Here is a 26456-nt window from a genome sequence, read left to right as displayed (position 1 = left end):
GGCTGGACAGAACCAATCCGGCCGCGCGCGCCAGGCATGGCTTCCTATTGCCTGCTTCGGTTCTTGCTCGCGCCTCTGAGCGCGGGCGTCGCCGTTGTCGCAGGTGCAACGCCCGTCATCTGGATGCAGGTGAGTAGATCGACGTAGCTTTGGCTCCCGCCGCTTGTCGCTTCGCCCTCGCATACGTCGCGGACGGTGAGCTTCGTCGTTGTCCAGATCTCGCCGAGCTGCTGCTGCGCCGTGGTCTCGTCGCGCATGCAGTCCGAAAAGCTCTGCGGCAGTGCCAATCCCATCGCCTTGTCCGTCTCGGACGTCGCTTTGCACAAAGCTTCGACTTTCAGCTCCGGAACTTTATCCGAGACCTCTACCAAGGACGGGCTCGCCAGCAGCGCAAGCGAAAATATGGTCGCATTCATGTCTGTCTCCGCTCCCAATACTGCCCTGACTGCGCGGGCGGGCTCGGCCAGTTGAACATACTGTTCGGATCGGTACGATCGAATAGGTCCTGCCGCACCACGACAGTCTCTTGCAGCGGAAAGGGCCGCGGCGGGGCGATCGCCGTGACCTGTGTCGCGAAACCAGTGGCAGCAAGAGCAAAGACACGCGACGCAATCTGATACATGCAAAGGTTCTCCGGCATGTTCGGTAAACGTCCGTTCGCAAGGAAGCCACGCCGGTCAAGAGCTTGCGTTGATCCAGATCAACGCCAGCGTGTGTCAGATCGCGGCGCTTCCCACATCTCGGCCGTATGATGATTCCGGTGCGGAGCCTTGTTCGAACAGATTCCCGCACGGTCGGGTCTGCGCGCTCCATCAATCGGGTGGATCGATTTCTCGTTCAGTCGCGGGATGCTGCTTCCATCGTCGCGATCACTTACTGCGTTCCCTCGATCGCTGGGGGCCTCAGGAATTCCTCCGCTGCCGCGCGCTCGCCAGCAGCACCAGCATGAAGGACGCCGCCGTCATCAGCGTCGAGATCGCAGCGATGGTCGGGTCGATCTCGTCGCGCAGCGCCGTGAACATGCGCTTGGTCAGCGGCTGGTACTGGCCACCGGAGATAAACAAGGCGACGATGGTCTCGTCCATCGCCGAGATGAAGGCGAAGACGCCGCCGGCGATCACGCTGGACTTGATCTGCGGCAAGGTCACCGCGAAGAAGCTGCGCAGCCGGTTCATGCCGAGGCTGCGCGCCACCATCTCCTGCGCCGGATCGAAGCTCTGCAGGCCCGCCAGAACCGAGATGACGACGTAGGGCAGGCCGAGCATCACGTTCGCCAGCACCAGGCCCGGCATGGTCGCCACGAGGCCGACCCTGGCGTAGATGAAGAAGATCCCGACCGCGATGATGATGATCGGCACCACCAGCGGCAGCAGCAGCGCCAGATGGATGATGCGCATGATGCGCAGCTTCGACTGGCTGATAGCATAGGCGGCGGCGACGCCGAGCGGCGTGGCAATCAGCACCGTCAGAAGTGCGAGCGTGAGCGTCACCCGCGTCGCCTGCATCCAGGCGGGACTGGCGAAATATTGCAGATACCAGCGCAGCGAGAACGAGGGTGGCGGGAAGGTCAGGAACCGCGCGCTGGAGAACGAGATGGGCGCGATGATCAGGACCGGCAGGATCAGATAGACCAGCACCAGGGCGCAGACCACATAGAGCGCAATCCGTGCGGGCGAGAGACGCGTCATTTCTGCCCCAGGATGCGATCGAGCGCGACGAAGCGGCTGACGACGGCGAAGATCAAGAGCACGCCCAGAAGCAGCACCACGGCCACGGCACTTGCAGCGCCGAACTGGTTGTAGAGCTCGACATTTCGGCTGACCAGCATCGACACCATCACCGTGCGGCCGCCGCCGAGCAGCTCCGGCGTGATGTAGAAGCCGAGGCAGAGCACGAACACCATGGTGCAGCCCGCAAGTACACCCGGCAGCGACAGCGGCAGGAAGACCCGCACGAAGGTCAGCGCCGGGCTCGCGCCGAGGCTGGCGCCGGCCTGCATCAGATCGCCGGGGATCTTCTGCATGGTGGCGTAGAGCGGCAGCACCATGAACGGCAGCAGAATGTGTACGGTTGCGACGACCGTGCCGAACGTGTTGTGGACCAGCGCGAGCGGTTCGCTGATGACGTCGAGATAGCGCAGGAGCTGGTTGATCACGCCGGACCGCTGCAGCAGTGCCAGCCAGGCATAGGCGCGGACCAGCACGCTGGTCCAGAACGGCAGCACGACCAGCGACAGGATCAGGATGCTCCATCCCTTCGGCACGGAGTTGGCGAGATACGCCACGGGATAGCCGAGCAGCAGCGCGATGACGGTCACCGCGAGGCTGATCTCGAAGGTCAGCGCGAAGCTGCGCCAGTAGATGGCCTCGGTGAAGACGCGGCGGTAATGTTCCAGCGTGAAGCCGTCCTGGTAGACCGATTGCCAGACCAGCCAGCCGACCGGCAGCACGATCAGGAGCAGGATCACGAGCAGCGCCGGCGACACCAGCGCCAGCATCAGCCCGTTCTCGCGGCGCCGATGCTGCTCCGATGGATCGGACACTGATCTCTTCAACGCGGCCTCGCTGCTCTCGGTTGCTGCACCTCTCCCACAGGCGGGAGAGGCAAAGGAGAATCGGTGCCGATGCTCCTCCGGCTCATTTCTTCGCTCGACCTACTTCTGCAGGAACGACGCCCAGCGCTTCTCGGCGGCTTCACCGGCCGGCGAGGACCACCAGGCGTAGGACATCAGCGCCTGCTTGGCCGCATTCGCGGGCTCGCTCGGCAATTGCGCGGCGCGTTCCGGCTTGATCACGCCGGTCTCGAACGCCTTGGGATTGCCCGGGCCGTAATCGATGTGGAGCGGCAGATTGGCCTGATGCACGGGATCGACGGCCTCGTTGAGGAATTTCACGGCCGTGTCGAGGTTCGGTGCGCCCTTGAGGATGCAGAGCGAGGTGCTCTGCAAGATGCCCTGATTGTAGGTGAAAGCGACCTTGGCGCCTTCCTTGGCGAGCGCGCTGACGCGGCCGTTCCAAGCCATCTCGATATCGACCTCGCCATCGTTGAGCAGCTGCGCCGACTGCGCGCCCGAGGTCCACCACACCGTGATGTGCGGCTTGATCTCCTCGAGTTTCTTGAAGGCGCGGTCGACGTCGAGCGGATAGAGCTTGTCCGGCGCGACGCCGTCGGCCATCAGCGCCGCCTCGAGCGTGGCGATCGGGTGGTTGCGCAGCGCCCGGCGGCCTGGGAATTTCTTGACGTTCCAGAAATCGGCCCAGCTGTTCGGCGCGTCCTTCGGGAAGGTCTTCTGGCTGTAGGCCAGCACGCTCGAATAGAATTCGTAGGAGATCGAATAGGGGCTACGATAGGCTTCCGGCATCGCCGCCGCATTCGGTATCCTGGAGAAGTCGAGCTTCTCGATCAGCCCCTGCTCGCCACCGCGCAGGCAATAGCCGGTTGGCGTGTCGACCACGTCCCAGATCGGCTTGCCGCTGCCGACTTGGGTCTTGATCGCCGGCCAGGCATCGGGAATGGAATCCTGGTTGATGGTGATGCCGAGCTTCTTGGCGGAGGGATCGAGGATCGCCACCGTCTGCGCCTGCTGATAGGCGCCGCCCTGCGAGACGAAGGTGATCTGCTCGGCAGCAGCCGCCGCCGTGCCGCCGAGGGCAATAGCACCCGCTACGGCACAGCCCAGTCCAAAAGTCCGTGTCGTCATCATACTCGCCTCCTCCATCGCCAAAACAATGTCACTGACCGATCGCGTCGAGAAACTGATACCAGCCGGCGACCATGCGGACGGCCGGCTCGCGTAGCGGATAGAACGGGATCGCTTTCATGCGCCGCGCATCGAGCAGCGCCAGCTCGGGCGTCTCGCCGCGCACGAGGGCGGCGAGATAGCGGCCCATCAGGCTCGACATCGCGACGCCGGCGCCGTTGTAGCCGACCGAGAACAGCGTGCGGTCGTCGAGTCGGCCGATATGCGGCACCGAATCCAGCGTCATGCCGACGAGTCCGGACCATGTGTAGGCGAGCGGAACGTCGGCGAGATCGGGGAAGATGCCGACCATGGCGTTGCGCAGCGCGTCGAAGGCGGCCTGCGAGTCCCGCTTGCCGAAGGCGCCGCGGCCGCCGAAGATCACGCGGTTGTCGACCATGCGGAACCAGCGCATCATGCGCTTGGTCTCGGTGTAGGTGCGGCCCGTCGGCATCAGCTTTCCGGCGAGGTTACGCGGCAGCTTGTCGGTTGCGATGATGGCGCTGCGGAACGGGATCAGCGTGCGCCGCAGATCCGCCGTCGCACCGGTGAGGTCGGAATAGCTGTTGGTAGCGATGATCGCCTGCCTGGCCCGCACGGCGCCTCGCGGCGTCTCGGCGACGATGCCGTCGTTATCTCGCCGGAGCTTCATCACCGGCGATTCCTGGAAGATCGGAACACCCCTGCGCGCCAAGCCGTCGGCAAGGCCGCGCAGATAATTCAGCGGATGAATGCCACCGGAGCCTGGGTTGAGCACGCCGCCGACGAAGACATCGGAGCCGGTCTCCTCGCGCACGCCACCGCTGTCGAGGATGCGGACCTCGGCCGAGCCCATCTCGCGCGTCATCCAGTTGGCCTCGTCGATCGCGGCCCGCAGCGTCGTCTCGTTGTGCGCGGCCTTGACCTGGCCGGTGCGCGTCAGGTTCGCGCTGGTGATGCCGAATTCGGAGACGAGTTCCTCGACGATGTCGGTCGATTCATGCGCGATCTCGTACATGCGCCGCGCCATGTCGCGGCCATGCACGGCGTCGATCTGCCGGAACGACAACCGGAATTTCGCGGTGATCACCCCGCCATTGCGCCCGCTCGCGCCCCAGCCGGGACGGTTGGCCTCCAGCACGACCGGTGACAGGCCGCTTTGGGCGATGTGGTGCGCAGCGGACAGGCCGGTGTAGCCCGCACCGATGATCACCACGTCCGCCTGATGCTCGCTCGCGAGCACCGGAAAGTCGCGCGCCGGCTCCGCCGTGGCAGCCCACAGCGAGTTGGCCGATGGCAGCGCGTTCCACTCCCCTGTCATGCCCGCACTCACGTCCTCACGCCGCTGGCCCGATGGCCGCATCGGCCAGCGCTTTCAAGGTCGGGAAATGGAAGTCCGGCTGGGTCAACGTCTCCACGGCCGGCGTGCCGCCGAAACCGGCGATTCCCTGGCGGCGCTCGATCCAGCACACCTTGTAGCCGAGCTTCCGGGCGATTCCGATGTCGTGATACTGGCTCTGCGCGACGTGCAATATGTCGGACTGCTTGTAGCCGAAGGCGGACTGCCGCCCCTTGTTGTAGGCGAAAAACTCGGGGTTGGGCTTGGCGACACCGGTATCGTCGGCACATACGGTGTCGTCGAAGGGATCGCCCAGTGCATGGGCGTAGGCGGACAGCGCGACGCGGTCGGCGTTGGTCATCGCGACCAGGCGGAATTTGGTGCGCAGGCGCTTCAGGGCCTCGACGGAATCGGCGAAGGGGCCCCATCGCAGCACCGAGAGCTGGAACGCATCGCAGGCGGCATCATCGGCCGGCAGATCCAGCTCTTGGGCGAGATGGCGATAGACGTGGAACATTGCCTCGCTCGAGCGCCCATAGTGCTTGTCGCGGCCGCGCTTGTAGGGCTCGAAGATCCGGTCGTCGCTGAGCTCAGCCGGGGTCTTGCCCGAAATCCGGCGCACAGCGGCGAGGACGCCACTCTCGAAATCGATCAAGGTGCCGACGACGTCGAAGGTGAGGACCTTGAAATGGCTGAATGCGGCTGGGGTTGACATGGTCGTTTCTTCTCTCGGTTGAACGGGCGTGGGTTCAGTCCACCCGGGGCACGACGATGGTGTCTTCGGGGTGGAGGGTGACGGTGAGGCCGCCGCCGAGCGGCGGAATCCGGCTGTAGGCCTGGTGATAGGCCGGCTGGCGCAGGCTGAGCTCGATGCCGCCTTCCAGCGCCAGGAAGATGCGCAGGCTTTCGCCCTGATAGACGATGTCGGTGACCGTCCCGGTCAGCCGGTTGCAGGCGGGATCCTGCGCGCCGTCGTCGATCAGCAGCTTTTCGCTGTGCACCGCCAGCATCAGGGCGTCGCCATCGGGAAGCGCGCGCGCACTGCGCAGCAGCACATTGCCGAGTGCGACACTGGTGGCGTCGACGCGGCGGACCGCGAGCATGGTCGCTTCGCCGATGAAGCTAGCCACGAAGGAATCGGCGGGATGGTCGTGCAGCAGCTCGGGTGTGTCGATCTGGATCAGCCGGCCGTCCTTCATCACGGCCACGCGATCGCTCATGGTCAGCGCCTCGCGCTGGTCATGCGTGACGTAGATGATGGTGGCACCGATGCGCTTGTGCAGCGCCCGCAGCTCGATCTGCATGGATTCGCGCAGCTGCTTGTCGAGCGCGGAGAGCGGCTCGTCCATCAGGATCAGGCGCGGCTCGAAGATCATCGCGCGGGCCAAGGCCACGCGCTGGCGCTGGCCGCCCGAGAGCTGCGCGATGCCGCGCTCCTCATAGCCGGCGAGCCCCACCATCGCGAGCGACGCACGCACCTTCTCCGGCCAGATCGCCTTGGGCAGCCGCCGCGCGCGCAACGGAAAGGCGACGTTCTCGCCGACGCTCATATGCGGGAACAGCGCGTAGTTCTGGAACACGACCCCGATGTCGCGCTTGTGCGGCGGCATGTAGGTGACGTCGCGGCCGCCGAAATGGATCGAGCCCGACGATGGCAGGATGAAGCCGCCGAGAATGCCGAGCAGCGTGGTCTTGCCGGAACCTGAGGGGCCGAGCAGCGAGACGAACTCTCCGGCGCCGACATCGAGGGACACATCGTCTAGGGCGCGAACGGCGCCATACGCCTTGCTCGCGGACCTGATCTCGACGCTTTCCGCTCGCTTGTCCAACGACCGACCTCACCCATCCCTGCAATGGCGTGCCTCACTGCGCGCCATAAGCCTGCTTTATAGACAGGGTTTCTGAGCACTCACGGCTGAAGCGTGCAGTGCACCTAACCTTCTCTCGCAAGCCCTGTCTTTAGGCTGTGATGCCAATGACAACAGACTTGGCAAAACCCGGCAATTGCCAAATTATTACGGGCCTTATAACATGACGTTATGCCTGAGTTGCGCCGGATGCTGCCGTCCAGTAACGCCCTGTTCGTCTTCGACGCCGCAGCGCGCAACGGCAGCTTCACCGCGGCGGCGGCCGAGTTGAACGTCACGCAGCCCGCGGTGAGCAGGATGCTCGGCCAGTTCGAGGAGCATCTCGGCGTACGCCTGTTCGACCGCACAGCGGGCCGCGCTGTGCTCACCGAGGAAGGCGAGCTGCTCTATCGCCGCGTGCTCGAGGGCTTTCGCAGCATCGAGAGCGGGCTCGTCGAGATCGAGCGGCGGCGCAAGGGCACCGAAACGGTGACGCTGTCGGTCTCTTCCGCCTTCACCACGCACTGGCTGATGCCGCGCATCGACAAGCTGCAGAAGCAGTTTCCGCAAGTCGATCTGCGCTTCCAGCTCATCTCCGGTGCGCTACGCGGACCGGTGGAGAACGTCGATCTCGGCATGCGCTTCCGCGATCGCGACGAGCCGTCATCCGGCGGCACCTTGGTGATGAAGGAAGTCATGCTGCCCATGTGCAGCCCCGGATACCTCGGCGAGACCGATCCAACGGAAGGCAACACCATCATTCGTCTCGCCGAGACGCCGGGCGACTGGGCCGCGGATTACGCCTCGCTGCTCACCGGGCGGCGCGGCGCGGCCAAAGCGCTGAGCTTCACCGACTATGCCGTCGTGGTGCAGGCTGCGCTGCTCGGCCAGGGCATTGCGCTCGGCTGGCTGACGGTCACCTCGCATTGGCTGCTCACCGGCGCGCTGGTGCCGGCCTCCGACACACTCACCACCACGCGCCGCATCTGCGAATTCCTGCCGCCGCGCAACCGGCCGATGCGCCCGATCGCCGCCGAGATCCGCGACTGGATCACCGCGCAGATGAAAAGCGAGATCGCCGCGATCGATCGGCTTTATCCGAAGCTCGGCGCGATGGCTGCGTGCTATTGATGCGATCGCGCGGATCGTACTGCGGCTCGACAGCTCTGGTTTTTATCCTCGCGTCGGAGACCGAGCCGGACGGAGTCCGGCATTGACCTGACGCTCCGAGAGGTGCGGGTGGAGCACGGCAAATGATCGAAGCCCCACAAAGCCTTGCTTGATCGCCGGCGAGGCCATCGATCTCCCTGAGCATCATCGAGTCCAGTGAAAACCGGCGTCCAGCGCCCGCGATAACGAACTAAGGGCCCGCTAGCGCGGTATGAGGCTGCGCGAGGAACGCCTGCCGGTGCTCCGGCGCTGCCGATCGCGATCATCCGGCGCCCGCACGGCAAGGCCACAGCGCCCAACTAGAACGAAGTGCCGCCCCCAAACCTGAACTCCTGAACCGTGTCGTATTTGCCCTTCGTCAGCGGCACGGCATAGTCGAAGCGCAGTGGCCCGAACGGCGAGGCCCAGATCAGGCCGACGCCGACGGACGATCGCACCAGATTGCCGTCGTCATATTGCAGTCCGCAGGTCGGGCACGCCTTGGTGTTGACTTCGCCGGTGGCCGACCATGAGGTCGGACCCTGGTAGCCCCAGAGCGATCCGGCATCGGCGTAGACCGCGCCCTTCAGGCCGACTTCCTTGGGCAGGAACCAGAACGGCATCTGCAACTCCATCGATGCGCCCCAGTATTTCGTGCCGCCGAGCGCATCGCCGCTCCCGCCCAGGCTCCAATAGGTGATGTCGCGCGGACCGATGCCGTTGGAAGCAAAGCCGCGCACGAGGTTCGGTCCCATCTGGAAGTGGTCGAGCATGCGCAGGTCCTGGTTGCCGAGCTTGCTGAGGAGACCGCCCTGGAGATGGATCACGCTGACGATATCGGACACGAGCGACGTGTAGTACTTGGTGTCCAGCGCCGTCTTCAGATAGGTGACGTCACCGCCGACACCCGCAAAATCCTGCTTGAAATCGACCAGCAAGCCGTCGGTGGGGTTCTTGGTGTTGTCGAGCGTGTTGTAGTTCAACGTGTAGCCGAGCGCCGACGTCCAGGTCGCGCCGTTCGCCAGCTCGCGCCGGACCGGCAGGCTCGACTCACCGTCGCCATAGCAGCCGTATCCGTAAACGCCCGAATCCGTGGAATTGGTCGGGTCCACGCCGCCCAATACGCTCCTGATGTAGGCCGGCGTCGGATTGAAGGCCAGCGACGTGTTCGATGCGTTGTTGTTGCAGTTGTTGTAAGCGCTGGCGAGCGTGATGCTCTGCTGGTAGAGCGAGTAGCGGAGCTGGAGTGAGAGGTCCTCGCGCAACGCAAAGCCCAGGCGTGGAGAAAAGCCCAACGTCGTCACGCCGTAGCTCGTGTAGCTGTTGGATAATTGCTGGCGCCAGTAGGTGTCAAATCCGAGCGCCAGCCGGTAGTCGAGCAGATAAGGCTCGACGAAGGATAGCGATATTCCTCGGGAATACTGACCGTAGCTGACCGAGACCTTGCCGTAGAGACCGCGACCGAGCAGGTTGCGCTCGGAGACCGACACTTCGGCCAGCGCGCCGTCGGTGGTGGAGTAACCGCCCGAGATCGAGAAGTCGCCGGTCGACTTCTCTTCCATGTCCACGATCAGGATGACGCGGTCGCTCGATGAGCCAGGCTCGGCCGTGATCTTCACGCTCTTGAAATAGTCGAGGTTCTTCAGCCGCCGCTCGGCACGGTCGACCAGCGCGCGGTTGTAGGCATCGCCTTCCGAGATGTCGAACTCGCGGCGGATCACGTAGTCGCGCGTACGGGTGTTGCCGCGCAGGTTGATGCGCTCGATATAGGTGCGCGGGCCCTCGTCGACGTTGAACACGACGGAGACGGTGCGCGCCTCGAAATTGCGGTCGCCGCCGGGACGGACCAGGGCAAAGGCATAGCCGCGGCGCGAGGCCTCGATCTGCATGTCTTCGGTCGACTTCTCGACCAATTCGACGTTGTAGAGCGAACCGACATGGATGCGCGAATAGACGCGTAGAGAGGCTGGATCGAAGTTCGGAATGCTCGAGCGGAAGTCGACCGCGCCGACACGGTACTGCGCGCCCTCCTCGATCTTGAAGGTGACGAGAAAGCCCTTTTTATCGGGATCGTATTCAGTGAGCGCGGCGACGACCTGGACGTCGGCGAAGCCATTCTTGAGGTAGAAGCGGCGGATCAGGTCGCGGTCGGCCTCGACGCGGTCTGGATCATAGATGTCGTTGCTGCCGAGAAAGCTGAGCAGATTGCTTTCATGCGTCTTGATGATGTCGCGCAGTCGCGAGGCCGAGAAGGCGCTGTTGCCGATGAACTCGACGGACTTGACCGGGGTCTTGGCGCCCTCCTCGATCGTGAAGATCAGGTCGACGCGATTGTTCGGCTGCTCGATGACCTCGGGCGTGACGCGCACGTCGTAGCGGCCGGACCGGCGATAGATCTCGGCGATGCGCAGCGTGTCGGATTGTACCAGCGCCCGCGAGAAGGTCCCGCGCGGCTTGGACTGGATCTCGGCCGAGAGTTGCTCGTCCTTGATCTTCTTGTTGCCCTCGAACGCAATGCGGCCGATCACGGCATTTTCCACCACCGACACCACGAGGCGGTCGCCGGACTGACTGATCTTCACGTCCTGGAACAGGCCTGTCCCGATCAAGGCCTTGAGGCCGTTATCGAGGGCGGATTGATCGAGGCGACCGCCGGGTCCAGGTCTGAAATATGAGCGGACCGTCTCGGCCTCCACGCGGCGATTGCCTTCGACCACGATGGTCTCCATGCTCTGCGCGGCCGCCGGCTGCGGCATCAGTACGACGGGAATTGAACTCGCAATCGACACAACACCCATCGCCACCGCGATCAGCAAGCCCCGCAACACCGACATTCCACACCTCAAGAGCACCTCCTGCTCTGAAACGAAACGGCTGTGGCCGCGATGTGGCTTTGAGATTGCTGTACTGTTTCCGGACGTTGAAATTGATTGGCGGGTCGGCTGCGCGAATACGGCGCCCTGACGACCGCGCGAGCCTTCCGCGGCCAGCGGCCGACGTGCGGACGGTCTCGTACGGGCCGACCAGGCAAGCGCGTAGCAACATCCCGCAACGCCTGAATTCTTTACAGCCTCGGCAGTCGGTGCGAGAGGCGACAACATCAAGAATTCGCATGGGGCATTTGCCGATGAACGCGCTTGTCATGACCAGAACGGTGCTGGTCGTCCTCCTCTCCTCGACCCTCACCGCCCATGCCGCAACCACCCGCAAGCGCGATCGACAACAGACGACGCATGAGGTCGTCTATGAGTATGGTCCGCACGGGCCCAACCAGTCCTATCAGTCCGGCCCGCATACGCGCATCTATGTGAGCAAGCGGTCGTGGCTGGATGGCGGGACCGAAGTGCTTCCCGGCGATCGCAAGTTCACCGATTACGCCTTGCCGCCCGGCATGTCGTTCGCACGCGGAAACAACAACCGGCCGCTCGACCGTCAGCCTCTGAATCCGGATTCGGACCTGGGCGGATTTGCGCAGAGAATTCCGATTTCGTGGTGATCCTGGTGTCCCGGACAAGCCGCACGCGCCAGCATTGTGGCGTAGAAGCGAAACTCAGGGCCACATGGCACGGCGCGGCGACGTGGGCTCCGGCTCTGCAGCGCACCGCTGAAGCAGCGTTGAACTGCGTCCGGGGCAAGAGAGTCGAGTTTGGCACAAGCTCGCACCCGCGGTCTGCTGCGCATGGAGCACACGCAGAAAACCGCACAGCAGCATACAGGTGAAGCCCAACACACGGCCTTCCCTGCGCGATGATCGGACGGCTTATGCCGTGCTCTCCCGGGAGCCGAGTTCGTTGTGGCCTCCCTCACCCCTGCGAAATCCACCGGCACCGCGCCGGTTGACGCGACTACCGCATTCGCAAGGGCACTGGTTCCTGGATTCCCGCGCATCCAGGAGGCAGGCCGTTCGCCGTGCGAGGCCTCGTCCGGATGTCACGGCCGCCAGGATATTCGCATGGTGTCGAGGCGACGGATGCCGCTGTGCCCCTTGATCGCTGGCGCTTCATCCAATCGGAGCTGAGGAATGCGGGCCGCGAGCGCCGCCAGGCTCTCCTCGAGTTCGATCCGCGCCAGCGCTTCACCGATACAACGATGGGCACCGGCCCCGAAGGCGGGCAGCAACCGTGGTTGGTCGGTTCGACGGATGTCGAATGCGTCGGGCCGTTCATAGGCCTCTTCGTCACGCGCGGCGGACATGGTCGACAAGATGACGAGTTGCCGAGCCGGGAGCACAGCGCCGCCAACCTCGATGTCTTCGGCCGTCACTCTGATGAACGATGCCACGCTCGGCTCGAATCGCATCGCCTCCGCAACCGCGCCCGGAATCAACGAGGGATCGCGGCATACCGCCTCCCATTGCTCCCGGTGCTGGAGCAGAAGCGCCAATTGCATGACGATGGCGACGCGAGTCGTGTCGGTGCCGCCGACGATCAACTGTACGATCTGAAATATGATCTCGAGAGGTGACAACTCACCTGCTGCGTCGGCCTTCCCAAGGAAATCCGAGAGGAAATCATCCCGAGGGGTGCGCCGCCGGTCTTCGATCGTCTTCTCCACGTAGGCGCGCAACTGTTGGCAGGCCACCTCCGATTCGGGGATTTCGTCCGGCAATATGCTGGCGCTGAGGAATCGAGTCACCGCGTGGACGAGTTCTGTAAAGGATGGGGTATCGGCTCGCGGCAGGCCGAGAAGATCGCCAATGACCTGGGCGGGAAGCTGAGCTGCGAACCGACCGACGAATTCGACCTGACCATCGGCATACCAGCTCTCAATCAGCTGCTCCGAGGAGCGTCGTATGTGCGGCCGCAGATCGGCCATCATGCGGGCCGCAAAGCTTTTGGAGAATGGAGAGCGCCGGCGGCGGTGAACGGCACCGTTCGCGGTGAGCATTCCGTGCGCGAAGAGGTCAAACAGCGCTCCCTCCGTGACACCGAACAATTCCGGGTGGGCGGTTTCGGATGCGGCTATACGGACATCACTGCCGAGCCGCTCAATGTCGGCATGGCGGAGCACGAGGTAGCCTCCCGTCTCATGCCTGACAAGGGGATAGGCGGCACGATACTTGCGGAACATTCCGTGAGGATCCGCGTCGAGGTCTGCCGCACTGAGAACCGGCAGGTCCTCAACAGCGGCGAGAGCCGCCCGATCGTCGGCGCCGACAACTTCTGCCATTGGGATTCTCCTGTCCTTGACTGCGATTTCTCCTCCCTAGGCCTGGCGCATTACGTCTCGATTGCCGGACGGTCGAACTTCGTTGCAATCGTAACGGGCGGTCGCCGGCCCGTCAGCGCGGCGCGGCCCAGGCTCAGTCCTGCGATGGCAAGATCGCCCGCCTCAGCAATCATGGAAGCACCGCACCGCCCACTCGATCTCCGAACGGCCGTGGATTCCAAGATCGCGCAACGTCCGGTCGTCGAGCTTCATCAGAGCAGCAACAGCCCTTCTGATCTCCCGCTCTCGGCGAAAATGCAACCGCAAGACCGTCAGCATCTCACCGGCCGAACGCAGCCAATTCCAACGTCGCGCGGGTTGCGCGGCGCGCGGCGGGACGCCGCCGCATTTGACAGCGTTGCCGTTGCGCTCGGCGCCATCGCGACCGCCGCTGCGCATCGGCTCTGCCTGTTCACCGGTCTCCCGGTCCGTCGGCCAGTCTTTTCGTGCCGCCAGTATCGTGTGAGCCGGCATGGCCGCGGCCGGATGCAACGCTGCACCGTAGAGCGCGAACCCTTCCATGAAGGAAAAGATCGCCGACCACAACATGCCGCCCCGGTCCGGCGCGGCTTCAGCCGGCGCCGGATGCGAACCAATGTCCGCGAGGTCCTGCCTCCCACTACGGCCAGCACCGAGACCGGCCGTACCGCGCTCATCGGGCCATGCGGCCAAATCTTGACCGTCGAGTTCGCCGTCAACCGGGCGAACAAGCCGGACCATACTGCGAGAATGCGACTTCATCGTAGATCTCCCACGCAATGTTCGTGGGAGCCTGTGTGCAGGCCGGCCGTTACACCGAGATCACCGTCATCGGCAAAAAGGCTACAGTTGCAATCCGCCGGCCGCGTTTAGCACGGATCTGCAGCGCCGGAAGACGCGGCGACGCCAGCCTCGATCACGCCACGTTGCGTTTCCGCTGTAACCATTCGATGGCCGGCGGAAGCATTGGTGTAACGGCGATCCCGTCAACTCGCTCTGCGCAATCGCTCGGCCGCCCTGTTGCGACCGTGCACGGATCCATCAAGAGGTCAGCTCCCATGAAGATTCTTATCGCTTCGACGCCTGCGACGGGCCATCTCAATCCACTGCTGGCGATCACGCAGATCCTGGCTGCCGAAGGCCACGAGATTGCCCTTGTGACAGGCACCGCCTTTCGTGCCCGCGTCGAAGCCAACGGCATCAGGTTCTTTCCTCTTCCCGAGGGCGCGGACTTCAATCCGAACGACGTCTTCTCGTTGGTCCCCGAGCTCAAGACCATTCCCCCGGGGCTGGAGTGGCTTCGCGTTGTTTGCGAGCGGATCTTCGTCGACGCCATTCCGGCCCAGCACGAGGGGCTGCTGGAGGCGTTGCGGCAATTTCCGGCGGACATCATTGTCGCGGATGACATGTTTTTCGGCATCCTGCCGATCCTGCTCGGACCGCGATCGCATCGGCCTCCCGTCGCGCTCTGCGGCACCTCGATCCTGCATTGGGCGCGCGAGGACGGCGCACCCAATTTTCTCGGCTTGCCGCCGGCAGGGACCGACGAGGACCGCGATCGGTATGCGGCCCTGGCGCGGGACTATGACGCGACGGTCGATCAACCGGTATTGCTGCGCCTGAACCGCGCCTTGAAGGGCCTCGGGGTCGGGCCGGTGGCGATGCCGCTATTCCATTCCGTGGTCGATCTCGCAGATTCTTATCTGCAATTGTCGGTGCCGAGTTTCGAATTCCCGCGCGACATGCCGTCTTCGGTGAATTTCGTCGGCACGCCTCCGATCATTGCCAACCAGGTCTCGCCGCCGCCCTGGGCCGAGGACCTCGACGGCTCGCGCAAGGTCGTGCTCGTGACGCAGGGCACGGTGGCCAATCACAACCTCAATCTGCTGGTCGCCCCGACGCTGGCGGCGCTCGCCAACGAGCCCGACATCCTGGTGATCGCGACGGCAGGCGGCCGTCCAGTCGACGCCATTCCCGGCAAGGTGCCGTCGAACGCCCGCGTCGCCAGCTATTTGCCGTTCGAACGGCTGCTGCCGAAGGTCGACGTGCTCGTCACCAACGGCGGCTATGGCAGCGTCAACCAGGCCATGAGCTTCGGCATTCCCCTGGTCACCGCGGGACTGACCGAAGACAAGGCCGACGTCAACGCACGGGTCGCGTGGTCCGGCGTCGGCATCGACCTCGCGACCAACGAGCCGACGCCGGAAGCCTTGCGCGAGGCGGTGCGGACGGTGCTCGACCAGCCGCGCTATCGATTGCGCGTGTCGCAGATCGCGGACGAGTTCGCAGGGATCGATACGCGGACGGAAATTCTCCGGATCATCGGCGAACTCGTCACCGACCAGACCAAGCTGTCACGCCTCCGCGCGGCCGTGCCGAGCCGGGGCCGGCGCGCCGGGCGGCGCGGATGATCAGTTTGCCGAACTGAGCCATGGAGGGCGGTGCGACCGTCCTCCGTCGTTCCATCAGTGTCCATCGGAAGTCATCGGATGTTCGTTCATGCGCATCGAACCTGACTCCTTCGCCTTCATGGTGCTGCTCGGGCTGCTGGCGGCCGTGCCATATTCCGGCATCGACATCAATCTGCCGGCACTGGCAGCCACCGGCTCCACGTTTGGCGTGAGCGCGTCGGACGTCGGGTTGACGACGAGTGCCTTCATGCTCAGCCTCGCAACAGCGCCGCTGATCTATGGACCCGCCTCCGACCGCCTTGGCCGCAAGCCGATCCTGGCATTCGGCCTCGCGCTGTTCGTCGCCGCCAGTTTCGGCTGCGCGCTTGCTTCCTCGCTGCCGGTTCTGCTGGTGTGCCGTTTCATTCAAGGCATCGGCGCCGCCGCAACCGCCACCACCTTTGCCATCATACGCGACCTCTTCGACGGCACCGCGGCTCGAGGCAAGATCGCCAACGTCATGGTCGCAGTCAATGTTGCCACGGTGATCTCGCCCACCGCGGGGGCCGCCCTGCTGGCGGCTGCCGGCTGGCAATCGATCTATGCGAGCCAGGCTGCGATGGGTTTGGCGCTGCTGGTGGTGGTGATGTTTCGCTTCGCCGAAAGTGCGAACATCGCTCCATCCGCCCGCCTGGTGCCCGCGGCCGTGATTGACAGCTATCGCCGCGTCCTGACGCATCCGGTTTCACTTCCTTACATCCTGGTCGGTGCGGCGGGCGGCGCGACGGTGTTTGCCTACGTCACCGGCGCCTCGCTCTTCTTCGTCGGAGCCGTCGGACTCTCGCCCGAGCAATTCGGCCTGATCTTCAGCGCCTGCTCGGCTTCCGTGATGGGCGGCGCCTTCCTCGACGGACAGCTCGGCCGGCGCGGGATATCTTCGGCATGCATGCTCGCCACCGGGCTGACGCTGTCGTCGGCGGCCAGCATCGTCCTGCTCGCGATGACATTGGCCGGCTGGATGCCCACGGTGCCTGTCGCCGCGCTGCTGATGGCGGTGGCACTCGGCTTCGGACTCAGCGTGCCGAACGTGGTGAGCGCGACGATGCAGCACTTTCCCGACATCGCCGGCGCCGTCAGCGCTGCTGCCGGAAGCATCCAGCTAATCGCCGGTGCCATATCGAGCGGACTGGTGGCGGCTTGCTTCGACGGCCGGACCGCGCTCTCGACGACGGCGGTCATGGCTGCGTCAGCGCTCCTCGCGCTCGTCCTGTATTTCCTGGTCGCGCGTCCCGCCGACCGTCGTCTGCAATCTCAGACGATCGAGCGGCTGATGCGCGCCGGCTCGATGCCGAAATCGACCGCAAGCTGATCATCTGGCGGCTTCTGATCATGCTAAGGCGGCGGCTCGTGACTAGCCGCTTGAGCTCGCGTGAAAAACATCTGTCTTCGCCGCGTTCAATGTCCTGGTTTCCCCTGCAGGAGCAGCCATGCGGATCAATTAATTCGCACGAAACTGTGACAGCGATCGCCGAGGCGGTAACCGCTGCGAACACTGCACATGATCGCGCGTGCCATTCTTACAGAGGTAACCATTTCGTCTCGACCAGACATCATTCGGTAGCAGCATGGCACCATCGTTGGCGCGGCCAGCGCGGCTACACCCGCGGTCACGCAATTATCCCGTCGCCTGCTCCGGTCGCGAAAGGAACGATTGCGTCAGTGAGTTTCGCGACCTGATGAGGCTTCTGGAATGTTATACCATTTTCTGCTGGCATCGTGGGGCACATTGGGAAACCTCAGCCCTCTCCTGACTGCGGGACGGAAACTGCGCCGGAATGGTCATCATATCCGGGTGATGGCGGATCCGGCAATGCGTGCGGAAGTCGAGAGCGCCGACTTCGAATTCGTGACATGGCGCCGCGCTCCGACGGGAGAGGCCGCCGATCCGACAGATCTCTCGGACATGTCGCAATGGATACGCCGCGTCGTATTCGCCCCCTGCTCGGCCTATGCGGCCGATATCCGGGACGAAATTCGCCGCGGGCCGACGGATGCGGTTCTCAGCTTGGACGTATTGTTCGGCGCCGCGCTCGGAGCGGAGGCATCGGATGTGCCCCTCGCTCTTTTATCCCCCCATGTCAGCCTGCGGACCCTGCCGGGAATGCCGCCGGCCACGAGCGGGTTGGGCCAGCCGAAAACTCCGCAAGAGCGTGCCGAGGTCGACGTGGCCAATGCCGCCGTATCCCAGATGCTGAATTCGTTTCTCCCTCTTCTCAACCGGGCCCGCGTCGATCTGGGACTCGCCCCGCTCGCGGACGTCATGCACCTGTTCGATCGGGCTGACCGGCTTCTGCTCGCAACCAGTCGGGCGTTCGACTTTCAGGCCGATGCTCTGCCGTACAATTTTCGGTATGTCGGGCCGCTGCTCGACGTGCCGAACTGGTCCAAGGTCGCGCACCCCAGTTCGCGGCAGGCCGCCACCTGGCCAGCATCGTCCATGCGATCGGGGCGCCCCCGCATCTTGATCGCTTGCAGCACCGGCGCTCAAGGCCAGCGCGACCTGTTTCAGCGCGTCGTCAACGCGATGGGCATGCTCAAGATCGATGCCATCGCGACCACAGGCCCCAATCTGAAGGTTACAGATCTGCGGGCTCCGCAGAACGTGCAATTGATCAGCGGCGCTCCCCATGACCTGATCATGAAAGACGTTTCTGCCGTGGTGTCGCAAGGCGGCCACGGAACCGTCACCCGCTCGCTTCTCCACGGTTTGCCGCAGCTCGTTCTTCCGATGGGACGGGATCAGGCCGCGAACGCGGCGCGGGTCGAGGCCAAGGGCGCCGGGCTTCGATTGCCTCCAACGGCCTCGGAGAAGGAGATCGCAGCGGCAGTGGACCGGCTGGTCACCGAGCCGCGTTTCACGACGACGGCTCGCTTCCTCGGCGAGGCCATCAAGGTCGATATCGATCGGTCCTGCCTCGTCGACGAGATGGAGACCATCGCCGCCGCTGGACGCCGAATGAGACGGCCGTCTCCTGCAACGACAGCGCTTCATCGCGCCTGATGAACCTCGATGCGGCCGCCCGCCCATGATCAGCCGGGCGCCACTCACTAACGCCGGGAAATGCTCCGAGCGTTCGCAAGAGCGCTCCGGGCATCGCCAAACATGGTTCATAGCTCCCATACGTTTCCGCGATTACCCGGCTGAATGGGTTCGTCGTCAGCCGCCCCTCTATCGATCTCCTGGCAGACACTGGCGACGATCTGATAGGAGCGATAGGCCGCGGCGGTGTCCTGGATGAACGTGATGATCATGAGTTCGTCTGCGTGCGTTCTCCTGATCATTCCCTGGATACCGGAACGCACCGTTTCCGGCCCACCAACGATGGCGTAGGACAAACGCTCGGGCATGGCTGCGACGGGCGCCGCAATCGCGTCCGGCGCCGACGCCGGCAGCTTCTTGCGAAACCATTGCACCAGGATCGGCCGGACGCCAGCCATCATTTCCTCCGCCTCTGCATCCGTGTCTGCCGCGATGATAAAGGCCGACACCATCGCATGCGGAGATCGCATCGTGGCGCCCGGCCGGAAATGCGCGCGATACGTCTGCATGGCAGGAATCAAATCATCGGGCGCGATATGGGTCCCGTAGGAGAACGGCAGGCCGAGCTTGCCCGCCATTGTCGCCGAGGCCGTTGAACACCCCAGCAACCAGACGGGTACATCGAGGCCGCGCCCAGGTGCATATGGACTGTCGCCCGATTGCGGCTCGCGCAGGAGCGCCAGCAATTCGTCGAGGTCAGCGTCAAATCGCATGCGCGCATCGGGCGCCTTGCGTAGCATCCGGAGCGTGTCAGCGTCCGACCCTGGTCCACCCGTTGCGCGTCCGAGTCCGAGATCGACCCGGCCGGGATGAAGCGCCGCCAATGTTCCGAATTGTTCGGCAATCAGGAGGGGTGAATGGTTGGGCAACATTGCGCCGCCGGAGCCGACGCGGATCGATCGCGTACGGCTCGCAACATGAGCAAGCACGACAGGTGGCGCCGCATTGGTCAGCCGCGGCACGTTGTGATGCTCGGTGAACCAGAAGCGTCGATAGCCCAGCGCCTCCGCATGCTGCGCGCGCTCGACAGTGCGGGCCAGGGCTTGACGCGTACCGTCGCCATTGTACTTCGGAGAAAAATCGAGCATCGAGATTGGAAGCGATCTGTCCATCATGAATCCCTTTGTGTTGTCCGGCCCGGTCCTTCGGCCATGGGGCTGCCAATGAAGCGGCGTCGTGACGACGCCTTCACTGGCCGTGATCTCCAGGGCCCGGGTGCGTCGGCTGACATTCTGTCGTAAAGACGCGCAGCGCATAGCCTGCACTTCTGGACAGAACGGCCAGCAAGATCGCCAATCGGCGCTTAGGCGACGGCCGCTTTCAGATGACGGGCAAGTATCTCTGCGAACACCCTCACTTTCGAGGAGATGTCGGCGCGCGAGGGATAGGTGAGTTGGAGTCTGACCGAAGCCGAAACGGGGAAGGCCTTCACGAGAGCGCCGGACGCCAACGCCGTTCTGCATAGCGACCCGGGCAGGAGGCCGATGCCCTGACCGAGCAGCACCAGTTCGCGGATGAACGTGAAGCTGTCGACCGTAACGTGGAATTGAGGCAGGACCCCGCCATCGAGGCACTGTTCGAAAAGGCGGCGCAGTTCCGGCTGCCGTGGGCCGATCAGCCGCGTTGCCCTGGCGATGCTCGCCGGAGCACCGTGACGGCGCATATAATCGGCGCTCGCATAAAAGCCCAATTCCATGTCGAGCGCCGCCCGCACGACGGCGTCCTGGGGATTGGCGGCACCGATCCGCAGTGCGACATCGACATTCTCGGAGACGAGGTCGAGCACCGCGTTGGTCGGAACCACATCGATCCGCACCTTCGGATATGCCGCGCAGAATTCCGAGATGGCCGGGGCAACGATCTTTGCCGGAAAGTCCGCAGGCAGCGTCATGCGGATCTCGCCCGCATGAGATGGTTCGACCTGCTTCAGATCGGCGAGGGTATCGACCAGGGACGCCAGGGCGCCCTCCGATCGCTGATACAGATCCTGCCCTTCGGCGGTCAGGGCGAAGGCGCGTGTCGACCGTTTGAACAGGCGAACGCCCAGCGAGCTCTCGAGATTGCGAATGCGCAGGCTCACGGAAGACCGCGGCATCCCTGTCCGGCGCGCGGCTCCGGAGAAGCTGCCCGCGCGAACGACGTCAATGAATGTCTTGAGCGCGTTGAGATCCATCAGCGCGCGCTCAGCGAGCCGTGATGTCTGATGGGATCACGGGCGAAATGGCGTGCCGCTTCCGGAAGCCGGCGATGAGCGCTCCGGCGGCCATCCCCAAGTATGGATGGGCGGGATCTGGAGTGTTCGAGAGTCCGCATCTATCGCGCGATAGTACGATATCGGGCGCTGTCCCCTTCTTCACATCCTCGTTTTTACGAACGCCCGCCGGAAGATGGGTCGGTCACAGCCAGGGATGAGACATCCGGGGATCGGGGACCTCCCCGCCATCGTTCGACCCGTTTCCTCGCTCGATCTGCGGGTCGATATCGCCCTTCAGAACCCCGGTGCCGGAAGGCGCGAACGCTATGGCAAAGGTCCGACGATCATTTGATCGTGCCGCTGGGCGATCCCAGGCAGGAGATTCATATTCTGCTCCCGTGGTTCGGGGATGTCGCGGAGATCGCGAAAGAATTCCTCGTGCTTTCGCGGCGTCGAGACCAAGATGTGGCGCGCATCACGGGAGCCGACATTCGTGAACCCATGAACCACGCCTTTCGGAACCTGCACGCGTGCCCCGGGCTCTACGACCTCGGTCTGGTCGCCGATGAGATATCTCAGCGTTCCCTCGAGAACGACGAACACCTTGTCCTCGGACGCGGAAATATGGGCCGGTGCGCCGAAGCCTGGCTTGATCGTCATGTCCAGAATCGTGAATGGGCTTGTGCCGGAATTGATGATCCTGGTGCTGATCCCCGCGAAATCAGTCTGCTCGAATGTGGTTGCGATGCCAGCTTCCATTGTCGGTCTCCGAGGCTCGTGTGGGCGTCGGTCCATACTTCGTCGCTCCGGGGCGTCGCGCATAGCCCAAGCCTCTGGACAGACCGGCCAAGACAATCGCCAATCGCCCGGATTGTCGGCCGCTTTGCCGAGCTATGGCTCCAGTGGAGCCCGAGCGGGCGGCCCCGGAAGCCCTTGAAGCCCTTCTGAAAGCCGAGATCGGCAAGTGGGGACGGATCGTCAAGACGGCCGGAATCGACCCGCAATAGACGCCGGTGTCGAAGAGGCGGCGCCGGTCTACGCTGCCGGCAACGCAAAAGAAAACGTCGCGCCGCCGTCCGGCTCATTCGCGGCGAGAAGCTCGCCGCCGTGCTCGCGCACAATGCCGTAGCTGATCCAGAGGCCGAGCCCCGTGCCCTCGCCGACTCGCTTGGTCGTGAAGAACGGCTCGAAGATGTGACTGATGTGATCCTTGTCGATTCCCGGACCATTGTCCGAAATCCGGAACAGGATCTCGTTGCCCTTGCGCGCCGTCGAGACGACCAGCCGCGGCAATTCGGTGCCGCGCATCGCGTCGATCGCGTTCTCGACGAGATTGACGATGACCTGGTGCAGTTGTCCCTCGTTGCCGGAGATCCAGAGTTCCGGCTCGAGCTCCATCTGCAGGTCGATGCGCACCTGCTTGGTGCGGACGGCCCACAGCACCGCGGTGTTGATCAAACGCTCGATATTGACACGCTCGACCTCGCCGAGCTTGCTGAAGGAGAGGCGGCGCAGATTCTTCACGATCTCGCTGATCCGGACCGCACCCTCCATGGTGCCCTCGATCAGCGGGCCGAAATCCTCCATCACCTCGTCGATGCGCAGGCTCTTCTTCAGCGCGGCGAGATCGTTCGCCCGCCCCTTGCCGTGGATCGCGTCGAGATAGGCGACGATGGCCGCTCGGTAGCGGATCAGGGTGTGAATGTTGCCGTAGACGAAGCTGATCGGATTGTTCAACTCGTGCGCGACGCCGGCGACGAGACGGCCGAGGCTCGCCATCTTCTCCTGCTCGACCAGTTGCCGCTGGGCGCGCTGCAATTCGTGATGGGCCTTGTGCAGCGCCTCATAGGCGCGGCGCAGCTCGCCGATCGGCCGCCCCGTCAGCACCACGCCGATAAAGCGGCCGCGATGATCGTGGCGCGGCGAGCTGTTGATCGCGAACAGATCGGTGCTGCCGCCGTCCGTCGCGAACCTCAATTCACCGTCGACGACGTCCGGCGTGCCGCGCGGCCTCAGCAGCGGCAGCAGCTTGGCACCGTCGGCGACATCGATGACGTCGGCAATGTTCCGGCCGACCACGTCCCCGACACTGCGGCCGAGCGCATGCTGGAACGCGGAATTGACCTGCTGCACCATTCCCTTGGCGTCGCAGACGATCAGGATGTCCGAGACCGATTCGATGACGTTGGTGACGAAGGCCTGCGCCTCCTCCAGCTCCGCATTCTTGTGCTCGAGGTCGACCTCATAGCGCAACAGGTCCGAATAGACCTCGTCCATCTTGCGGATGACTTCGATCCAGGCGCCTTCGCGCTCGCGGTCGAACTCGATCGCGCCGCCGCTGGTGACCAGCTTGAGCAGCGAATCCGTCTCGCTTGCTTCAGGAGAATGCGTCGCCTTTGGCATTTTTTCTCAGATCATACCTGGTCAGCTTGTTCCTGAGCCCTACCCGCGAGAGACCCAGCTCGCTGGCGACACGACTGATGTTTCCGTCGTTCCTCTCCAGGCAGTTCATGATAACCGACTTCTCGAGATCCTCCACCTTGTCTTTCAGCGAGGCCGATCCGTTCAGCTTGCCGTGGGTCGGCAGCGGCGCGGATCGCTTCCCGTTGCGGCGGCCGAGCAGCGGCGGCGCGCGCAGCTCGTCCCGGTCGGCGAGCACGACCATGCGCTGGATCTCGTTCTGGAGCTCGCGTACGTTGCCCGGCCAGTGATACTTGCCGAATTCGTCCAGCGCCGAGCGCGCAAACCGCAGCTTCGGCCGGTTGAAGGAACTCTTGACCGCCGACAGCACGCCCTCCGCAATCAGCGGGATGTCCATCGGGCGCTCCCGCAGCGCCGGCATGTGCACCGGGAATGCGGCAAGGCGGTAGTACAGGTCACGCCGGAAGCGACCGGCCTCGACCTCCGCCTCCAGGTCGCGATTGGTCGCCGCCACCACGCGAACGTCGACCTTGCGCACGCGCTGCGCGCCGAGCGGCCGGATCTCGCTCTCCTGCAGCACACGCAGCAGCTTGACCTGGAACGCCGGCGAGGTCTCGCCGATCTCGTCGAGGAAGATCGTGCCGCCATCGGCGACCTCGAACAGGCCGATGCGGTCCTGGTAGGCGCCGGTGAAGGCGCCCTTCTTGCAACCGAACAGCTCGCTTTCCAGGAGCTCGTCCGGCAGCGCGCCGCAGTTCTCGACCACGAATGCCTTGTTGGCCCGGGCCGAGCCGTAGTGGATCGCGCGGGCCAGAAGCTCCTTGCCGGTGCCGGATTCCCCGGTGATCAGAACCGAGATATCGTAGTCGGCGGCGCGCTTGCCGAGCTCGATCACGGCGTGCATCGGGCTTTCCGTCGAATGCACGATGCGGTCGAAATCGTAGAGCTGCTTGGCCACGCCGCGCTTGACCGAGACGACTTTCTTGATGTGCCCCGAGGTCGCCTTGACGTCGACGCCGGCGGTCTCGGTCTCCTTCTGCAGCCGATAGAGCTGAACCGCCTCCTTAACGGTTTCGACCAGCTGGTCCGGCTGCCAGGGCTTGGTGATGTATTGATAGATGCCGGCCTCGTTCAATCCTGCGATGATGTCCTCGGAGTCCGAATAGCCGGAGATGATCATCCGCACCGGATCCGGCCAGAGCTCGCGGACGCGCTTCAGGAAGCTCACGCCAGATTCGTGCGGCATCCGCTGGTCGCAGAGGATCGCGTGGACGATCTCGCCCTCCAGCAGCTTCTCCGCATCGGTCGCATTGCCGACGCAGAGCACCTCGAAATCCTCCCTGAGCACGCGCCGCAGCGCTTCCCGCGAGCGGACCTCGTCGTCGATGACGAGAATGGTTCCCTGAATGCTCACGATGGCACCGCCATGCCGACAGGCCGATCTGGCGCACGCCTGACACGGTGACCGGCGATGGTCAGCGGCGTGCGCGACTTCGGCACCTTGTGGATGAAATTGTAGCGCGCGACGTGGTAGCTCGGATCGAAGCCGTAGAAATTCAGCTTCATCCGCCGCAGCTCCTCGTCGCGGTAGGATTGCAGCGGCTTCTCGGCCTCGTCGGCGGCGCGCCGCTGCCGCTTGGCGGCGAGGCGCGAGGCAAAGCCGGCATCCGACGCCATGGCCGAGCCGAACTTCACGAGGCTAGCATCAGCGAGCGCCTCGCCCGACAGCACGCGATCGACGATGCCGAGGCGGCGGGCCTCCGCCACGCCCATCGGGAGTCGGCATTGTGTGATCCGGGTTGCGTTCGCGGCGCCCGCACGGCGCGGCAGCAGATAGGTCCAGTATTCCGAGCCGTAAAGATTGCCCATGTCCTTGTAATGCGGATTGAGAACGATCTGGTCGCTCGCCCAGACCTCGTCGGCGGCAAGACTGAGGAAGACGCCGCCCGCACCCGCATTGCCGCGAATGACCGAGACGACCAGGCGGTCGGTGGTCTCGATGATCGCGCGGGCAAGATCGTCGATCGCATTGATGTTGCGCCAGGACTCATCCGCGGGGCTATCGGCCGTCTCAATTTCGGCAAGATGAATGCCGTTCGACCAATAGTCCCGGCCACCGGTCAGAAGCAGCACCCTGGTCGGGCGCGCCAGCGCCGCGCGATAGGCCTCGAGCAGGGCCTCGCAGTCGCCGGTCGCCATGGCGCCGTTGTAGAAGGAGAACGCGAGTTCGCCGACCTCGCCATGCTCGCGATACCGGATCGGGGCGTAGCCGCAGCCGGGCCGGCGCGGCAGCTGCGCCGCCTCGGCAGCGAAGACTTTCGCGGCCGGCAGCTTCAGGCTCTTCGGCGCGAGCTTCCTGACATGCCCGATCCAGACCGCACCATCGACCGTGGCGCGCGCCAGCGCGCCGTCGCATTGCGCGACGACGGTACCGGGCACGCCGGAGATGCCGTGCGCCTCATGCGCATCGAACAGCCTGACCTCCTGGAAGAACAGGCTGTCGGCCAGGCCCGGCATGCCGTCGGCGCTGTCGATCTTGCGCAGCACGGTCGCGGTGGTGTCGTGCTGCCAGTCGATCGCCCGGTCCGCCTGGCGGCAAGGTCCGCGCACGCGAATGCGCGGATCGCCCGTATCCATCGGCTGCGGGGCAGGCCGTCCGGATTCGATCGCCGCGACAGCTTCGAGCACTGCCGCAACCGCGCAGCACGTTACCTCGTTGCGGTAGATGCTGGACTTGGCTGCGCGCCGCATCGGGAAGCTGCGGAACGCCCAGACCGGGCCGGCATCGAACTCGCCGTCCGCCTGCAAGACCGTGACGCCCCACTCGCCTGCCCCATCCAGAATCGCCCAGTCGAGCGCCGCCGGACCGCGGTCGCCGGGCGGACCGGGATGAACGACCAGACAACGCACGCCGCGCCAGACGTCGTCAGGGATCGCCCGCTTCAGGAACGGCGCGATCATAAGGTCCGGCCGATAAAGCGCCACGCTCTCGCGCGTGACCTCGGCATGGATGTCGAGCTCGACCGCGACATCGTGGCCTCGCTCCCTGAGCTCGACATGGAGCCGCTGCGTCAGGCTGTTGAAGGAATGCGACAGGAGCAGAATGCGCAT

General features: G+C 64.4%; 21 protein-coding genes. 5 read left to right on the top strand and 16 right to left on the bottom strand.

Going from position 1 to position 26456, the window contains the following annotated elements:
* Window positions 1-44 precede the first annotated feature (44 nt).
* The 7 genes from XH96_RS11985 to XH96_RS11955 form a co-directional block, all read right to left on the bottom strand.
* Window positions 45-416: a hypothetical protein gene (locus tag XH96_RS11985; RefSeq protein WP_194392685.1), complete on the bottom strand. Its 372-nt coding sequence runs from the start codon at window positions 414-416 to the stop codon at window positions 45-47.
* Between the two features lie 486 nt (window positions 417-902).
* A complete protein-coding gene (locus XH96_RS11980; protein ID WP_194392684.1) occupies window positions 903-1688 on the bottom strand; it encodes an ABC transporter permease in 786 nt (261 codons plus the stop codon).
* Window positions 1685-2497, bottom strand: coding sequence for an ABC transporter permease (locus tag XH96_RS11975; RefSeq protein ID WP_194394111.1), 813 nt, complete (start codon window positions 2495-2497; stop codon window positions 1685-1687). Before XH96_RS11975 ends, XH96_RS11980 begins: the two co-directional genes overlap by 4 nt.
* Window positions 2498-2653: 156 nt before the next feature.
* Window positions 2654-3703, bottom strand: coding sequence for an ABC transporter substrate-binding protein (locus XH96_RS11970; protein ID WP_194392683.1), 1050 nt, complete (start codon window positions 3701-3703; stop codon window positions 2654-2656).
* Between the two features lie 28 nt (window positions 3704-3731).
* A complete protein-coding gene (locus XH96_RS11965; RefSeq protein WP_194392682.1) occupies window positions 3732-5039 on the bottom strand; it encodes an FAD-binding oxidoreductase in 1308 nt (435 codons plus the stop codon).
* Between the two features lie 16 nt (window positions 5040-5055).
* Complete coding sequence (locus XH96_RS11960; protein WP_194392681.1) at window positions 5056-5772, bottom strand: HAD family hydrolase; 717 nt, start codon at window positions 5770-5772, stop codon at window positions 5056-5058.
* 34 nt (window positions 5773-5806) lie between these two features.
* Entirely contained in the window at window positions 5807-6886 is a 1080-nt protein-coding gene (locus tag XH96_RS11955; RefSeq protein WP_194392680.1) for an ABC transporter ATP-binding protein, read from the bottom strand.
* Between the two features lie 210 nt (window positions 6887-7096).
* On the opposite strand from XH96_RS11955, the gene XH96_RS11950 reads away from it, so the two are divergent.
* On the top strand, window positions 7097-8035 hold the full coding sequence (locus XH96_RS11950; RefSeq protein WP_194392679.1) for a LysR family transcriptional regulator: 939 nt from the start codon (window positions 7097-7099) through the stop codon (window positions 8033-8035).
* 338 nt (window positions 8036-8373) lie between these two features.
* Here the strand turns inward: XH96_RS11950 and bamA are convergent, their stop codons facing one another.
* Complete coding sequence (gene bamA, locus XH96_RS11945; protein ID WP_194392678.1) at window positions 8374-10887, bottom strand: outer membrane protein assembly factor BamA; 2514 nt, start codon at window positions 10885-10887, stop codon at window positions 8374-8376.
* 293 nt (window positions 10888-11180) lie between these two features.
* Between bamA and XH96_RS11940 the strand changes: the two genes are divergently transcribed.
* Window positions 11181-11549, top strand: coding sequence for a hypothetical protein (locus tag XH96_RS11940; RefSeq protein WP_246790060.1), 369 nt, complete (start codon window positions 11181-11183; stop codon window positions 11547-11549).
* Window positions 11550-11983: 434 nt separating this feature from the next.
* On the opposite strand, the gene XH96_RS11935 is transcribed toward XH96_RS11940, so the two are convergent.
* Together XH96_RS11935 and XH96_RS11930 are read right to left on the bottom strand one after the other, a co-directional pair.
* The gene (locus XH96_RS11935) at window positions 11984-13222 is read right to left on the bottom strand and encodes a cytochrome P450 (RefSeq protein WP_194392676.1); all 1239 of its coding nucleotides are present in this window, start codon (window positions 13220-13222) and stop codon (window positions 11984-11986) included.
* 162 nt (window positions 13223-13384) lie between these two features.
* Window positions 13385-14002 carry a DUF1127 domain-containing protein gene (locus XH96_RS11930; protein WP_194392675.1) on the bottom strand — a complete coding sequence of 206 codons (618 nt, stop codon included), beginning with the start codon at window positions 14000-14002 and terminating at the stop codon, window positions 13385-13387.
* Window positions 14003-14298: 296 nt separating this feature from the next.
* Between XH96_RS11930 and XH96_RS11925 the strand changes: the two genes are divergently transcribed.
* The 3 genes from XH96_RS11925 (at window position 14299) to XH96_RS11915 (ending at window position 18691) form a co-directional block, all read left to right on the top strand.
* A complete protein-coding gene (locus tag XH96_RS11925) occupies window positions 14299-15651 on the top strand; it encodes a glycosyltransferase (protein WP_194392674.1) in 1353 nt (450 codons plus the stop codon).
* 88 nt (window positions 15652-15739) lie between these two features.
* Window positions 15740-16999, top strand: coding sequence for an MFS transporter (locus XH96_RS11920; protein ID WP_194392673.1), 1260 nt, complete (start codon window positions 15740-15742; stop codon window positions 16997-16999).
* Window positions 17000-17500: 501 nt separating this feature from the next.
* A complete protein-coding gene (locus tag XH96_RS11915) occupies window positions 17501-18691 on the top strand; it encodes a glycosyltransferase (protein WP_371740057.1) in 1191 nt (396 codons plus the stop codon).
* Window positions 18692-18798: 107 nt separating this feature from the next.
* Here the strand turns inward: XH96_RS11915 and XH96_RS11910 are convergent, their stop codons facing one another.
* From XH96_RS11910 to XH96_RS11885, 6 genes are all read right to left on the bottom strand, one after another.
* Window positions 18799-19845, bottom strand: a complete 1047-nt coding sequence (locus XH96_RS11910; protein ID WP_194392671.1) for an LLM class flavin-dependent oxidoreductase — start codon at window positions 19843-19845, stop codon at window positions 18799-18801.
* A gap of 188 nt (window positions 19846-20033) precedes the next feature.
* Complete coding sequence (locus XH96_RS11905; RefSeq protein ID WP_194392670.1) at window positions 20034-20903, bottom strand: LysR family transcriptional regulator; 870 nt, start codon at window positions 20901-20903, stop codon at window positions 20034-20036.
* 345 nt (window positions 20904-21248) lie between these two features.
* On the bottom strand, window positions 21249-21683 hold the full coding sequence (locus tag XH96_RS11900; protein WP_194392669.1) for a cupin domain-containing protein: 435 nt from the start codon (window positions 21681-21683) through the stop codon (window positions 21249-21251).
* A 276-nt stretch (window positions 21684-21959) separates the two neighbouring features.
* Window positions 21960-23327, bottom strand: a complete 1368-nt coding sequence (locus XH96_RS11895) for a sensor histidine kinase (protein ID WP_194392668.1) — start codon at window positions 23325-23327, stop codon at window positions 21960-21962.
* Entirely contained in the window at window positions 23302-24759 is a 1458-nt protein-coding gene (locus XH96_RS11890) for a sigma-54 dependent transcriptional regulator (RefSeq protein ID WP_194392667.1), read from the bottom strand. The genes XH96_RS11895 and XH96_RS11890 overlap by 26 nt, the downstream gene beginning before the upstream one ends.
* Window positions 24756-26456, bottom strand: coding sequence for a hydrogenase maturation protein (locus XH96_RS11885; protein WP_194392666.1), 1701 nt, complete (start codon window positions 26454-26456; stop codon window positions 24756-24758). Before XH96_RS11885 ends, XH96_RS11890 begins: the two co-directional genes overlap by 4 nt.

The sequence above is a fragment of the Bradyrhizobium sp. CCBAU 51765 genome (genome assembly GCF_015291725.1).
GTDB lineage: Bacteria > Pseudomonadota > Alphaproteobacteria > Rhizobiales > Xanthobacteraceae > Bradyrhizobium > Bradyrhizobium liaoningense.
The sequence above is the reverse complement of the archived record's forward strand: the minus strand, read 5'-3'. Positions and strand labels throughout refer to the sequence as shown.